Origin of the sequence: Aquabacter sediminis, assembly GCF_028863665.1 — a bacterium.
In the GTDB taxonomy this organism is placed as follows: Bacteria; Pseudomonadota; Alphaproteobacteria; order Rhizobiales; family Xanthobacteraceae; genus L1I39.
This window is the reverse complement of record NZ_JARBFX010000004.1, coordinates 459,491-474,140: the sequence shown is the minus strand read 5'-3', so window position 1 is coordinate 474,140 and position 14,650 is coordinate 459,491. Positions and strand designations below refer to the sequence as shown.

Below are 14,650 nucleotides of genomic sequence, written 5' to 3'. Positions count from 1 at the left end.
TCAATGTCCGGATCGCGGCGGGGGAAAAGAAGCATGTGGCACCCCAGGGTCCTGGCGGGCGCACGGCTGAAATATCTCGGCATCGTGGACGCGCTGGAGGCGGACATCCGCTCCGGCCGCGTGGCGCGGGGCGATCGCCTGCCGCCCCAGCGGGCCATCGCCGAAGCCCTCGACGTGGACCTCACCACCGTCACTCGTGCCTTCAACGAGGCGCGCCGAAGGGGGCTGGTGGACGCCCAGGCCGGGCGCGGCACCTTCGTGAGCGAGGCACTTGCGGCGCCGGGCGAGATGCCCGCCCCCCGCCCGCTCATTGATCTGAGCATGAACATCCCGCCCCAGCCCGACGAGGCGCAGTTCGCCCGCCGCATTCCCGAGGCCATGGCAAGCCTGCTGGCCGGCCCGCGCGGTCTCCTCACCCTGCACTATCAGGACAGCACCGGCACCCCCGCCGATCGGGCCGCGGGCGCGCGCTGGCTCTCTGGCCGGCTGCCGGATGTGACGGCGGAGCGCCTGGTGGTGGCCGGCGGAGCGCAATGCGCGCTGTTCGCAGTCTGCGACGCGCTCCTGAAGCCGGGCGACGTGCTGCTGGCCGGAGATGTCACCTATCCCGGCCTCAAGGCCGTGGCGGCCCAGCGGGGCCTGCGCCTGATGCCGCTGGCCATGGATGGGGACGGCATCCGCCCGGAAGCGGTGGAAGCCGCCTGCCGCACCGGCACGCCGCGCGCGCTCTATCTCATTCCCACCCTCGACAATCCCACCACCGCCACCTTGCCCGCCGCCCGCCGTCAGGCGCTGGCGGACCTCGCCCGCCGGCACGATCTGGCGGTGATCGAGGATGATCCCTACGCCCCGCTCTGCCCGGCGCACATCCCGCCGCTTGCGGCGCTGGCGCCCGAGCGGTGCTGGCACATCGCCACCCTCTCCAAATGCGCCACCCCCGCCTTGCGCACCGCTTATGTGGTCGCGCCCGATGCCCACGCGGCGGAGCGGCTCGCGGGCATCTTGCGCGCCACCAGCCTGATGGCCCCGCCGCTCATGGCGGCGCTGGCGAGTCGCTGGATTCTCGATGGCACGCTGGACCTGCTGACCCGCGCCATCCGGGCGGAGAACACGGCCCGCCAGGCGCTTGCGCGGGCGGCGCTGAAAGGCCACGCCTTCGCCGCCGACCCGCACGGCCATCATGTCTGGCTGCGCCTTCCCTCCCACTGGCGCGCGGCCGATTTCGCTGAACATGCGGACCGGGCGGGCGTGTCCATCGTGGCCGGCTCCGCCTTTGCCATCGGCACCCCGGCGGAAGAGGCGGTGCGACTGTCCCTGGGCGTCGCGCCGGATCGCGGCGCGCTAGAGGACGGCCTCGCTTTGCTCGCGGCTCTGCTCGCCCGCCCGGCGGCGCCGCTGCGGGTGGTGGTGTAAGGGCGGCTAAGCGCCCCGCGAAGCGTCCGCATAAGGCGCGAGGAGGTCGCGCAGGATGCGGTCCTTGTCGCGGCCGGCGGTCTCGATGGCGCGGGTGAGCACGGCCTCCAGATGGTCGTGCATGAGATGCTCCAGCCGGTCCCGGTCGCCGGAGACGAGGCAGGCCACGAGATCGCGATGTTCCTGCACCGAGCAATCGGTCCAGCGCGGGCGACCGTAGAGGCCGAGGATCAGGGCGCTGCGCCCCACCAATTGGCGCATATAGCGGGCGAGCAGAGGCGAGCCGGTCATCTCGGCGAGCACCAGATGGAACTCGGCGGCATGACGGATATATTCCGGCCGGCCTTCCCGATGGGCCTTTTCCTCCGCTGCGATCTGGGCATCCAGGCGCTTCACCTGGGCGGGGGTGAGATTGCCGCACAGGCGGCGGATGACCAATTGCTCCACATCCTGCCGCACGCTGAAGAGATCGCGCGCCTCTTCCAGCGAGGGCTTGGCGACGGTGGCGCCGCGATTGGGTCGGATGTCCACCAGTTCCTCGCTGGCCAGCAGTTCCAGGGCGCGGCGCACCACCGTGCGGCTGGCGCCGAACTGCTCGCCAATGGCATCCTCGGGAAGCTTCATGCCCGGCTGGAGCACCTGCTCCAGGATGGCGAGGCGCAGGCCCGCATAGATCGCGTCGACTCGCTCGCCCCGCTGCTTCATCTGGGTCTCCATTCCACCTTTGAATGGCACGAGAGCGTTTGCGGCTCAAGATGAGAGAAAATCGTATACGATTTTAGGCACACATTTCGTGCACTCCTGCCACCGTCATGCCCGGGCTTGTCCCGGGCATCCACGCCTCTCCGCGAGGCAAAACTTGTTTCACGTGCGCCTGGCCAATCCCCGTGGATGGCCGGGACAAGCCCGGCCATGACGGCAGCAGAGGAAATCACCCCATGATACGGGCGAAAGAGATCACGCCGCCCATAAATCGTATACGATTTTGACTATCCTTCGTGCACAAAATGCCCAATGATTGGGCGATTGGATGCTCCAGGTCGAACCCGCCTGCCCCTCCCTCCGGCACAAGAGCGGCGAGTCCAGTGCTGGCGCCCCCTGGCACGATGCTTGCGGAAGGGGACGTGACGTCCGGGAGAGGAGTGATCCCCATGAGCAGGTCCTCGCAGCATCGAAAGTTTCCCGCCTTCACCCGCCGCGCCGCCATGCTCGGCCTCGGCGCCGCTCTGGTGATGGGCGGTGCGGCCCGCGCCGATGACACCATCAAGGTGGGCCTCGTCGCCGCCCTCTCGGGCCAGTCCGCCAAGTCCGGCGAAGCCATCACGCGCGGCCTGGAAGTGGCCATTGACGAGATCAACGGCGCCGGCGGCGTGCTCGGCAAGAAGATCGAGCTGATCCGCCGCGACGATGAGAGCAACCCCGCCAAGGGCGTGGTGGCCGCCCGCGAGCTGGTACAGAAGGAAAAGGTCGCCGCCTTCTTCGGCGGCATCGACACGCCGGTGTCGCTGGCCATCGTGCCCTTCGCCAACCAGGCCAAGGTGCCCTTCATCGGCGTGTGGGCGGCCGGCACCGCCATCACCCGCAACGGGGCGGCGGAGAATTACGTGTTCCGCGTCTCGGCCGTGGACGAATTGGTCGACCAGGCCATGATCGATTACGGCATGAAGACCTACAAGACCAAGAAGCCCGGCCTCATGCTCATCAACAATCCCTGGGGCGAGGGCAATGAGAAGGGCCTGAAAGCCGCGGCCGCCGCCGCCAACCTCACCGTCGCCGGCGCCGAGAAGTTCGACAATAACGACGTGGACATGGTGCCCCAGCTCACCCGCCTGAAGGAGGCGGGCGCCGACACCATCTTCCTGGTCGCCAACGTCCAGCCGGCCGCGCAGGTGGTCAAGTCGCTCGATCGCATGGGCTGGGACGTGCCGGTGGTCTCCCATTGGGGCCCGGCGGGCGGGCGCTTCACGGAGCTGGGCGGCCCGAGCGCGGAAAAGGTGCGCATGGTCCAGACCTATTCCTTCTCGGGCAATCTCTCCAAGAAGGGCGAAGTGGTGCTGGCGGCGCTGAAGACCAAGTATCCGCAGATCACCACGCTCGCCGACGTGACCCCGGCGGTGGGCATCGCCAATGCCTATGACGCCATGCACCTGCTGGCGCTCGCCATCGCCAAGGCCGGCACCACCGACGGCCCGGCGCTGCGCAAGGCCTTCTACGAGATCGGCACCTATGAGGGTCTCATCAAGACCTATGCGAAGCCCTTCTCGCCGGAGAACCAGGATGCGCTCTCCAAGGACGACTACATGTTCACCCACTTCAAGGGCGCCGAGATCGTGCCCGTGAACTGAGGCGGCGCGGGCGCCCTGCCCCCTCTCCCGCGTGCGGGGGAGGGATGGGGAGGGGGCCGGACCAGACGGAGGCATGGTGCGCCGACACTGCGCGCGCTCCCCCTCCCTGCCCTCCCCCGCACGCGGGAGAGGGTGAAAGTGGAGAACGTGCGCGGGGCTGTTGGGGCGCATCCCCTGCAAGGCCCGGGCACCTGGACAAACGTCAACGCTGGCGCGCCCTGCCCCCTCTCCCGCGTGCGGGGGAGGGATGGGGAGGGGGCGGGACCAGACGGAGGCACGGTGCGCCGACAATGCGCGCGCTCCCCCTCCCTGCCCTCCCCCGCAAGCGGGAGAGGGTGAAATTGGAGAACGTGCACGGGGCTGTTGGGGCGCATCCCCTGCAAGGGCACCTGGACAAACGTCAACGCCGGCGCGCCCTGCCCCCTCTCCCGCGTGCGGGGGAGGGATGGGGAGGGGGCCGGACCACACGGAGGCACGGTGCGCCGACAATGCGCGCGCTCCCCCTCCCTGCCCTCCCCCGCACGCGGGAGAGGGTGAAATCGAAGCGGGCCCACCAAGAGGCCAGGGTTTGCCTGAAGCAAGCCTGCCCAAGGGCGCCGATCGCCCGCCACCAAGAAGAACGAGGAACCCCGAATGCTGATCGTCTCCGCTTTGGTCTCCGGCCTCTCGCTTGGGGCCATGTATGGGCTGATCGCGCTCGGCTATCACGTCACCTACGCGGTCTCGAACACCGTCAATTTCTCGCAGGGTTCCTCGGTGATGCTGGGAGCCGTGCTCTGCTACACCCTGTGGGTGACGCTCGGCGCGCCCCTGGCGGTGGCAATCATCGGCGCGCTGGCCTTGGCGGCGCTGTTCGGCCTGGTGGTGGAGCGCTTTCTCGTCCGCCCGTTCGCGGCGCGCGGTTCCAATGCCTGGCTAATGGCGACGGTGGCGGGCGGCATCATCCTCGACAATGCGGTGATGTTCACCTTCGGCAAGGAGCCCCGCTCCCTGCCCTCTCTGCTGGCCACCAAGCCGGTGAGCCTGTTTGGCGCTGGCGTCTATCCGCTCCAGCTCACTATCCCCGTCGTGGGCATCGCCATCGCCGCCGGCCTCCATGTGCTGTTGCGCCACACCAAGGCCGGCAAGCGCCTCCTGGCGGTGGTGCAGAACCCGTCCGCCGCCCGCCTCATGGGCATCGACGTGAAGCGGGCCATCGCGCTCTCCTTTGCCGCCTCGGCGGTGCTGGCGGCGGTGGCGGGCATGCTGATCGCGCCCCTGCTGTCGGTGGCCTCCGACATGGGGCTGATGTTCGGCATCAAGGCGTTCGCGGTGGCGATCCTGGGGGGCATCGGTTCGGCCACGGGCATCATGGTGGCGGGGTTCCTCTATGGCCTCGCGGAAGCGCTCATCACCGCCTATCTGGGCTCTTCTTACACTCAGATCCTCGTCTTCTCGGCGGTCATCGCCGCCCTCGCCTTCCTGCCCAACGGCCTGTTCGGCCGGGCCGCCGTGAAGAAGGTGTGAGATGGGACGCTTCCTCCTGCCCCTCGCCATCCTCCTCGGCTCCGTCGCCGTCGCCACCTTCTGCTTCATGGCGGAGAGCTACACGCAATTCGTGATCGCTCTCATCGCGCTCACCATCATCGTGGGCGTGGGCCTCAACATCCTGCTCGGCCTCGCAGGGCAGGTGTCGCTCGGCCATGTGGGCTTCTATGCCATCGGCGCCTATGTGGAAGGCATCTTGATCCTGAAGGGCTGGGACTTCTTCGCCGCCCTGCCGCTGGCGGTGCTGGTGGCCGCCGCGCTGGGCGCGCTTCTGGCGCTGCCGGCGCTCCGGGTGTCCGGGCCCTATCTGGCCATGGTCACCATCGCGTTTGCCTTCATCGTCGAGCATGCGCTGATCGAGTGGAAGGACGTCACCGGCGGCGCCAACGGCCTCATGGGCATCCTGCCGCCGGTGGTGGGCCCGATCATGTTTGCCGAGCGGGAAATGGCGCTGCTGGCACTTTTCCTTGCCACTCTATGCCTTCTCGGCTTCTGGGCGCTGGCGGGCAGCCGGCTCGGGCGCGCCATGCGGGCGGTGCGCGACAGCGAGGTGGCGGCGCAATCCGTGGGGCTCAATCCGGTGAGCCTGAAGACGCTGGCCTTTGCGCTTTCGGCGGCATTGGCGGGACTGGCGGGCGCGGTGTTCGCGCCGCTCCTCATGTTCATCAGCCCGGGCTCCTTTCCCTTCTCGCAATCCATCCTGTTCCTGTTCGCCGTGGTGCTGGGCGGGGCGGGAACCGTGCTCGGCCCGGTGCTGGGCGCACTGGTGGTGGCGGGGCTGCCGGAACTGCTCTCTGGCCTCGCCGAATATCGCCTGCTGCTGTTCGGCGCACTGCTGCTGGCGGTGCTGTGGATCGCGCCGGAGGGCATTGTGGGCCTCCTCGCCCGCCTGCGCCGGCCCGACCCGCGCGCGGCGCGCGACGGCCTGCCCGTGCCTATGTCCTGGCTCAGGCCGGAGAATGCCGCCCCGCTGCGTGTGGAGGGGCTCGGCATTTCCTTCGGCGGGGTGAAGGCGGCGGCGGGGGTGAGCTTTGAGGCTCAGCCGGGAGCGGTGACCTCCGTCATCGGCCCGAATGGGGCCGGCAAGACCACGGTCCTCAACATGATCGGCGGCTTCTACCGGCCCGATGCCGGCTCCATCCGCCTCGGTGAGGGCAAGGACCTGGCCGGCGCGCCGGCCTATCAGGTGGCCCGCGCCGGCATCGCCCGCACCTACCAGACCACCCAGCTGTTCGGCACGCTCTCGGTGCTGGAGAATGTCCGCATCGCCGGCGCCGATGCCGCCACCGCCGAGGCCCTGCTCGCCTTCGTGGGCTATGCCGGGGCGCTGGCCGCCCGTGCCGACGATCTGCCCCATGTGGACCGGCGCCTGGTGGAGATCGCCCGGGCGCTCGCCACCCGCCCCCGCGTGCTGCTGCTGGACGAACCCGCCGCCGGCCTCATGCGGGCGGACAAGGATGCCCTGAGCGGGCTCCTGCGGCGCATCGCGGACGCCGGCATCGCCGTCATCCTGGTGGAGCATGACATGGCCATGGTCATGGGCATTTCCGACCATGTGGTGGTGCTGGATGCGGGGCGCCCCATCGCCGCCGGATCGCCCGCCGCCATCCGCGAGAACCCGCAGGTGATCGCCGCCTATCTGGGTGGCACGCAGACCCGCGCCCGCGGCCGCGCGGCGCCCTGGGACGGGCCGCGCGACGCCGTGCTCACCGCGCTCCGCCTCACCGCCGGCTATGGCGCCGCCCCGGTGCTGGAAGACGTCGACGTGGAGGTGCGGCCGGGCGAGCTGGTAGCGCTGCTCGGCGCCAATGGCGCGGGCAAGTCCACCGCCATGAAGGCGCTGACCGGCCTGCTGCGGCCGGTTGGCGGCGACATCGTGCTGAAAGACGTGCGCATCTCGTCTCTATCCGCGCACCGCATCGCCCGCATGGGGCTGGCACTGGTGCCGGAGGGCCGGCAGGTGTTCCCGGAACTCACCGTGCGCGACAACATCCTGCTGGGCGCCACGTCCCGCCGGGATGCCCCCGATGCCGCCACCCTGGAGCGCGACCTTGCCGCCCAGCTCGCCCGCTTCCCGCGCCTGAAGGAGCGCATCGCCAGCCGGGCGGGCCTTCTCTCGGGCGGCGAGCAGCAGATGCTGGCGCTCGCCCGCGGCCTGATGGCGAAGCCCGATATCCTCCTGCTGGACGAGCCGTCCTTGGGACTTGCCCCGGCCATCATCAACGAGGTGTTCGACGTGCTCGCCGAGCTGCGCGAGGAGGGCGTGACCATCCTCCTGGTGGACCAGATGGCCGCCCTCGCCCTCACCGTCGCCGACCGGGCCTATGTGCTGGAAAGCGGGCGGGTGGTGAAGGCCGGCAGCGCGGCGGAGCTGACCGGCGATGCGGCGCTCGAAGCCGCCTATCTCGGCGCCAAACCGGCGGCCCAATAGGTCCCGCCGCCCAATAGGTCCCGGCGGCCCAATCGATTTCAAGGAGCCCTTTCCCATGAGCCTCGATCACATCTTCCGCAATGCCCGCATCGCCGGCCGGGAGGACACGCTTTTCGACATCGGCATCAAGGATGGCCGGTTCGCCGCCATTGAGGTGAAGCTGGAGGCAGATGGGCCGCAGGAGGATCTGGGCGGCCGCCTGGTGGTTCCGGGCTTCTGCGAGACCCACATTCATCTCGACAAATCCTGCCTGCTCGGCCGCTGCCAGTGCCAGAAGGGCACGCTGGACGAGGCCATCGCGGCAGTGGCCGCCGCCAAGAAGGGCTTTACCGAGGAGGACGTCTATGAGCGCGCCTCCCGCACGCTGGAAAAGGCCATCCTCCAGGGCACCCAGCGCATGCGTACCCATGTGGAGGTGGACCCGCGCATCGGGCTCACCTCAGTGAAGGCCCTGTTGAAGCTGAAGCAGGCCTATGCCTGGGCCATCGACCTGAAGCTGTGCGTCTTCCCGCAGGAAGGCCTCCTGGATGACCCCGGCTGCGAGGACGTGATGGTGGCGGCGCTGGAGGCCGGCGCGGACGTGGTGGGCGGCGCGCCCTACATGGACAAGGACAGCCACGGCCAGATCGCCCGCATCTTCGCGCTCGCCCAGCGCTTCAACGTGGACATCGACTTCCACCTGGATTTCGGCCTCGACCCCTCGCACCTGGATCTCTTGGAAGTGTGCCGGCTGGCGGAAGAAACGGGCTGGAGCGGGCGGGTGGCCATCGGCCATGTAACCAAGCTCTCCGCCGTGCCGGAACCGCGCCTCATGGAGCTGGGCAAGCGCCTGGCGGAAGCCGGGGTTGCACTGACAGCCCTGCCCTCCACCGACCTGTTCCTGATCGGCCGGGAGTACGATCACAATGTCCCGCGCGGGGTGGCGCTGGCGCACAAGCTGAAGGAGATCGGGGTCACCTGCTCCCTCTCCACCAACAATGTGCTGAACCCCTTCACCCCCTTCGGCGATTGCTCCACGGTGCGCATCGCCAACCTCTATGCCAATGTCGCCCAGGTGGGCACGCCCGCCGGCATGGCCGATTGCCTGGACATGGTGAGCGCGTCATCCGCCAAGCTGATGAACGTGGCCGATTACGGCATCGAAGTGGGCCATCCGGCGAACCTGGTGGCGCTCGCCTGCGAGAGCCGCGCCCAGGCGGTGGCGGAACTGGCGCAGCCGCTCTTCGCCATGAAGGCCGGCCGCCGCACGGTGACCCGCCCGGCCCCGACGCTCCACCAGCCGGAATAGGAGCCTGGAGCGCTTCAGAGTTTCGCGGAAACGCTGAAGCGCTCTAACTCGTTGGTTTGACGCATTTCCTTCACGCGAACCGGATCCCACTTCGCTCGGAAATGCTCTATCGCCGCCCGCCCAGGAACGTGTCCACGAACCAGCGGTCCAGCGTCATGGGCTCCTGCTGCTGCGGGGGCGCCTGCTGGGGGATGGAGCCGACCACGGCGGGCGGCAAATCGTCGGGCTGGCCACCCTGCGGGAAGGGGAAGCCGAAGCCGGGCGCGCGGCCCCCGCCCGGCAGCTCGGCCACCGGGATGCCCTGGTGCGCCACCTTCATGTAGCGGCTCCAGATCTCGGCGGGCAGATTGGCGCCGGAGGCCTTCTTGGTGGGCGAGGAATCGTCATTGCCCAACCACACGGCGGTGACGTAGCGGGCGGTGTAGCCCACGAACCAGGCGTCGCGATAATCCTGCGAGGTGCCGGTCTTGCCGCCCGCCTGCCAGCCGGGCAGTTCGGCCCGTCGGCCGGTGCCGGCGATCAGCACGTCCTGCATCATGCGGTTCATCTCGCCGACATATTCGGGCGCGATCACCCGTCCCGGCCCCTGGCCCGCGCGGGCATAGAGCACCTTGCCGTTGGCCGCCTTCACATTGTCGATCACATAGGGAATGACGCCGATGCCGCCATTGGCGAAGGGCGTATAGGCCGCCGCCATCTCCAGCACCGAGACTTCCGACGTGCCCAGCGCGATGGAAGGGTTGGGATCGAGGTTGGAGGTGATGCCGAGCCGCTTGGCGGTGGCCACCACCGCCTTGGGGCCCACTTCCAGCACCAGGCGCACCGACACGGTGTTGAGCGACAGAGCGAGCGCCTGCTGCAAGGTGACCGGCCCGCGATAATCGTGGGTGGAGTTTTCCGGCCGCCAGCCCTTCAGCTGGATGGGTGCGTCCTCGCGCACCGTGTCGGGGGTCAGGCCATGCTCCAGCGCGGTCAGATAGATGAAGGGCTTGAAGGAGGAGCCGGGCTGACGGCGGGCCACCACGGCGCGGTTATACTGGCTCTCCTCATAGGATTTGCCGCCCACCAGCGCCTTGACCGCCCCGTCCGTGTCGAGGGAGACGAGCGCCCCCTGCCCCACCCCATACTTGCCGCCGGATTTGGCCAGCGTATCGGTGAGCGCGGACTGGGCGGCCCCCTGAAGTGCGGCGTCGATGGTGGTGCGCACGACCACGTCGCCGGACAGTTCGCCCACATAGGAATCCAGCTGGTCCATGACCCAGTCGGCCACATAGCCGGAGGAATCGGGGGCTGCCGGGCGCACGAGGACGGCGGGGCGCGACAAAGCGGCGGCCGCCATGTCCGGCGTGATGAGACCCTGCTCGCGCATGGCGGCGAGCACCAAGGCGGCGCGATCCTGCGCGGCCTTCAGGTTGCGGGTGGGCGCAAGGCGCGAGGGCGCATTCACGATGCCCGCCAGCATGGCCGCCTCGGCCAAGGTCACGTTGCGTGCGGACTTGCCGAAATAGCGCTGGGCGGCGGCTTCCACGCCATAGGCGCCAGCGCCGAAATAGACGCGGTTGATATAGAGGTCGAGGATCTCGTTCTTGGTGAATTTCTGCTCCAGCCAGAGCGCCAGCACCAGTTCCTGGATCTTGCGCGAATAGGTGCGCTCCTGGGTCAAAAACAGGTTCTTGGCCAATTGCTGGGTCAGCGTCGAGCCGCCTTGCCGCACCCGCCGGGAGACGAGGTTGGCCGCCATGGCGCGGGCGAGGCCCTGGGGGTCGAGGCCCATATGCTCGTAGAAGCGCCGGTCCTCGATGGCGATGAAGGCCTTGGGCAGATAGGCCGGCACCTCCTTCAGGGGCACCGCCGCTCCGCCCATGTCGCCGCGTGTGGCCAAGGGCTTGCCGTCCGCCGCCTGGATCATGACGGTGGGCGGGCGCTTGGGCACCATGAGGGTCTGCATGGGCGGCAGCTTGGAAGCCTCGTAGGCGACGACGCCGCCGACCACCAGAACCGCCCACACCCCGAGCACGAAGCTCCACTTGATGAAGAACCACAGGAAGGACCCGCGCTTGCGGCGACGCGGCGCCTTCTGCGTCCGCGTGGCCTTGCTGGCGCCTTTCGTGGACTTGCCGCTTCCGCCGCGTGCCGGCTCGCGCCGGGCGCTCATGTCGTACCCGTCAGGCGAAGAGACGTGGTCCTCCGGTGCCGCGTCGCGAGGGGCGGACAGGCGCGGCTCGGCCCGGTTGACGGCGGTGCGCTCGCCCTTTCGGTCTGGCTTGCGCTCGGAATTCCGGTCGAGTCTCGGCGGTGCGCCGGCGGCGCGGTCATTGGCGTCGAGGCGGATGTCGAAGCGCGAGTCGGGGCGTGCGTCCAGCATGGGCTCGCGCCGTTCCCCGTCTCCATTGCCTTTCCACGCCATCTGATTTTTTCCGCCATTCCTTGACTTTCGACGCGCCGTCTCCGCCTTGGTGCACGCGGGAAGATGACAGGCGGGGACGCGGCCCCGAACCACCGGAAGCTGGGCCAGGCTCTCGCGCGAGGCTCTCGCACGCCTGATTCGCCCAACGCAGGGAGATCCGGGGGCGCCGTGGCCCCTGAACGCCGGATCCGTCATCAGTCCCGGCACAGGCAAGGTGCGGCCCGTCCGGATCGATGTCCCTATTCGACCTTCGATTGCGGCCATTTAAGGGGCGGTTAACGGCGCGCCCGCGACCTTCCCCAGCGGCCCGGCCGCACGCGCCACCGGTTCCCAAAGGTCATGCCGCGCCGCGCCGTGACGGCGGGCCTTGTTTGCGTTAAAGCAAATTTCTTCCCCCCGCTTGGGGCCAACGCCAGCAAGGTCGTCGGGATCGCATGAGTACGCAGCGGACGAACCGGTCTTCCCGCACCATCGCCGAGCCGTTCCTCGGCACCCGGATGAAGGCGGACGTCCTCGCCATCGCCCGCGACCACAAGGGGCCGGAGCCCGACCTGCGCCGGGCCGTAGTGGCGCGCATGAAGCAGGCGCTGGCCGAAGGCCGCGCCGAGGCGGAACGGCTGCTGATGGAAGACGGCCACGGGCGCACCTGCTCGCAGCGCCTGTCCGCGCTCCAGGACGCGGTGATCGCGGCCGCCTTCGAGGTGGCCACCACCGTGCTCTACCCCGTAGACAATCCCTCCCGCTCCGAGCGCATGGCGGTGGTGGCGGTGGGCGGCTATGGCCGGGGCATGATGGCGCCGGGATCGGACACCGACATCCTCTTCGTGCTGCCCTACAAGCAGACCGCCTGGGGCGAGAGCGTCGCCGAGGCTGTGCTCTACATGCTGTGGGACCTGGGCCTGAAGGTGGGCCATGCCACCCGCTCGGTGGACGAGTGCCTGCGGCAGGCCCGAGCCGACATCACCATCCGCACCTCCATCCTGGAAGCCCGCTTCCTGGTGGGCGAGAAGGTGCTGTTCGAGGACCTGGAAAAGCGCTTCGACGCCGAGGTGGTGGAAGGCACCGCCGCCGAGTTCGTCGCCGCCAAGATGGCCGAGCGGGAGGAGCGCCTGCGCAAGGCCGGCTCGTCCCGCTATGTGGTGGAGCCCAACGTCAAGGACGGCAAGGGCGGCCTGCGCGACCTGCACACCCTGTTCTGGATCGCCAAATACGTCTATCGCGTGCGCTCCGCCAATGAGTTGGTGGCCAAGGGCGTGTTCACCCGCGACGAGGTGCGCCTGTTCACCCGCTGCGAGGATTTCTTGTGGTCGGTGCGCTGCCACCTGCATTTCCTCACCGGCCGGGCAGAGGAGCGCCTGTCCTTCGACGTGCAGCGGGAAATGGCCGAGCGCCTGGGCTATACCGAGCATCCGGGCCAGCGGGATGTCGAGCGCTTCATGAAGCACTATTTCCTGGTGGCCAAGGAAGTGGGCGACCTCACCGCCATTCTCTCGGCGGCGCTGGAGGCGCGGCACGACAAGCCGGTGCCGGGCCTGAAGGGCATGGTGGGGCGCCTGCGCATGGGTTCCAAGCGCACCCGCCTGAAGGAGACCCCGGATTTCGTGATCGACAATGAGCGACTGAACGTGGCCGACGAGGCCGCCTTCGAGCGCGCGCCGATCAATCTGATCCGCATGTTCCACATCGCCGACAAGCGCGACCTCGCCTTCCATCCCGACGCGCTGCGCCTGGCCGCCCGCTCGCTCTCCCTCATCGACGCCAAGCTGCGCGAGGACGTGGAGGCCAACCGCCTGTTCCTGGAGGTGCTGTGCTCGCGCAACGCCCCCGAGACGGTGCTGCGGCGCATGAACGAAGTGGGCGTGCTCGGCCGCTTCCTGCCGGAATTCGGCAAGGTCGTGGCCATGATGCAGTTCAACATGTACCACCACTATACGGTGGATGAGCATCTGCTGCGCTGCATCGGCATCCTCTCGGAGATCGAGCGCAAGACGAACCCTGAGAATGCGCTGGCCAACGAATTGATGGGCACCATCAAGCCGCGCCATTTGCTCTATGTGGCGCTCTTGCTGCACGACATCGCCAAAGGCCGGCCCGAGGACCATTCCATCGCCGGCGCTCGCGTCGCCCGCCGCATCTGCCCCCGCCTCGGCCTGAATGCGGTGGAGACGGAGACGGTGGCCTGGCTGGTGGAGCAGCACCTGGTCATGTCCACGGTCGCCCAGTCCCGCGACCTCTCGGACCGCCGCACCATCGAGAATTTCGCCGCCGTGGTGCAAAATCTCGATCGCATGAAGATGCTGCTGATCCTGACCACCGCCGACATCCGCGCGGTGGGCCCGGGGGTGTGGAACGGCTGGAAGGCCCAGCTTCTCAAGACCCTTTATTATGAAACCGAGCCGGTGCTCACGGGCGGCTTCTCGGAAGTGGATCGCGGCAAGCGCGTGCAGATCGCCCAGAACCAGTTGCGCCATGCGCTGACGGACTGGTCGGACGAAGCCTTCGCGGCCTATGCGGCACGACATTATCCGCCCTATTGGCTGCGCATGGACCTGGACACCAAGGTCCGCCATGCCCGGTTCATCGCGGCCACCGAGGCCGCCGGCAAGGCGCTCTCCACCCGCGCCGACATGGAGCAGGCGCGCGGCATCACCGAATTCACGGTGCTCGCCCCCGATCATCCCAAGCTCTTGGCGGTGATCGCCGGGGCCTGCGCGGCGGCGGGCGCCAATATCGTGGACGCTCAGATCTCCACCACCACGGACGGGCTGGCGCTCGACACCATCTCGGTGCGCCGCGCCTTTGACCGGGACGAGGATGAGGAGCGCCGCGCCGGCCGCATCTGCGAGGCCATCGAGCAGGCGCTCACCGGCACCGTGCGCCTGCCCGAGGTCATGGCCCGCAAGCTGCCCAAGGCACGACGCACCTTCACGGTGGAGCCCGAGGTCACCGTCAATAACAGCTGGTCGAACCGCCACACGGTGGTGGAGGTCTCCGGCCTCGACCGGCCCGGCCTGCTGTTCGAGCTGACCACCACGCTTTCGCGCCTCAACCTCAACATCGCCTCGGCCCATGTGGCCACCTTCGGCGAGCGGGCGGTGGACGTGTTCTACGTTACCGACCTGATGGGCGCGAAGATCACCTCCGCCGCCCGCCAGTCGGCCATCCGCCGGGCGCTCATCAGCGTGTTCGAAGGCACGTTCGACGAGGAAGAGCCCCCGCGCCGCGCGGCGCGGGGCTGA

Annotated in this window: 8 protein-coding genes; 6 read left to right on the top strand and 2 right to left on the bottom strand. The window is 68.7% G+C overall.

Annotated elements, in window-relative coordinates:
* Positions 1-33: 33 nt before the first annotated feature.
* A complete protein-coding gene (locus tag PV781_RS10405; RefSeq protein WP_274775548.1) occupies positions 34-1,413 on the top strand; it encodes an aminotransferase-like domain-containing protein in 1,380 nt (459 codons plus the stop codon).
* A 6-nt stretch (positions 1,414-1,419) separates the two neighbouring features.
* On the opposite strand, the gene PV781_RS10400 is transcribed toward PV781_RS10405, so the two are convergent.
* On the bottom strand, positions 1,420-2,118 hold the full coding sequence (locus tag PV781_RS10400) for a GntR family transcriptional regulator (RefSeq protein ID WP_274775547.1): 699 nt from the start codon (positions 2,116-2,118) through the stop codon (positions 1,420-1,422).
* Positions 2,119-2,564: 446 nt separating this feature from the next.
* On the opposite strand from PV781_RS10400, the gene PV781_RS10395 reads away from it, so the two are divergent.
* The 4 genes from PV781_RS10395 to PV781_RS10380 all read left to right on the top strand — a co-directional run bounded on the left by PV781_RS10395 (position 2,565) and on the right by PV781_RS10380 (position 9,004).
* Complete coding sequence (locus PV781_RS10395; protein WP_425532384.1) at positions 2,565-3,758, top strand: ABC transporter substrate-binding protein; 1,194 nt, start codon at positions 2,565-2,567, stop codon at positions 3,756-3,758.
* Between the two features lie 636 nt (positions 3,759-4,394).
* Entirely contained in the window at positions 4,395-5,264 is an 870-nt protein-coding gene (locus tag PV781_RS10390; RefSeq protein WP_274775659.1) for a branched-chain amino acid ABC transporter permease, read from the top strand.
* Between the two features lies 1 nt (position 5,265).
* Positions 5,266-7,716 carry a branched-chain amino acid ABC transporter ATP-binding protein/permease gene (locus PV781_RS10385; protein WP_425532383.1) on the top strand — a complete coding sequence of 817 codons (2,451 nt, stop codon included), beginning with the start codon at positions 5,266-5,268 and terminating at the stop codon, positions 7,714-7,716.
* A gap of 55 nt (positions 7,717-7,771) precedes the next feature.
* Entirely contained in the window at positions 7,772-9,004 is a 1,233-nt protein-coding gene (locus tag PV781_RS10380) for an amidohydrolase family protein (RefSeq protein ID WP_274775546.1), read from the top strand.
* Between the two features lie 106 nt (positions 9,005-9,110).
* Here PV781_RS10380 and PV781_RS10375 read toward each other — a convergent pair whose 3' ends face one another.
* Positions 9,111-11,411, bottom strand: coding sequence for a transglycosylase domain-containing protein (locus PV781_RS10375; protein WP_274775545.1), 2,301 nt, complete (start codon positions 11,409-11,411; stop codon positions 9,111-9,113).
* A 434-nt stretch (positions 11,412-11,845) separates the two neighbouring features.
* Here PV781_RS10375 and PV781_RS10370 point away from each other — a divergent pair, with 434 nt between their 5' ends.
* Positions 11,846-14,650 carry a [protein-PII] uridylyltransferase gene (locus tag PV781_RS10370; protein WP_274775544.1) on the top strand — a complete coding sequence of 935 codons (2,805 nt, stop codon included), beginning with the start codon at positions 11,846-11,848 and terminating at the stop codon, positions 14,648-14,650.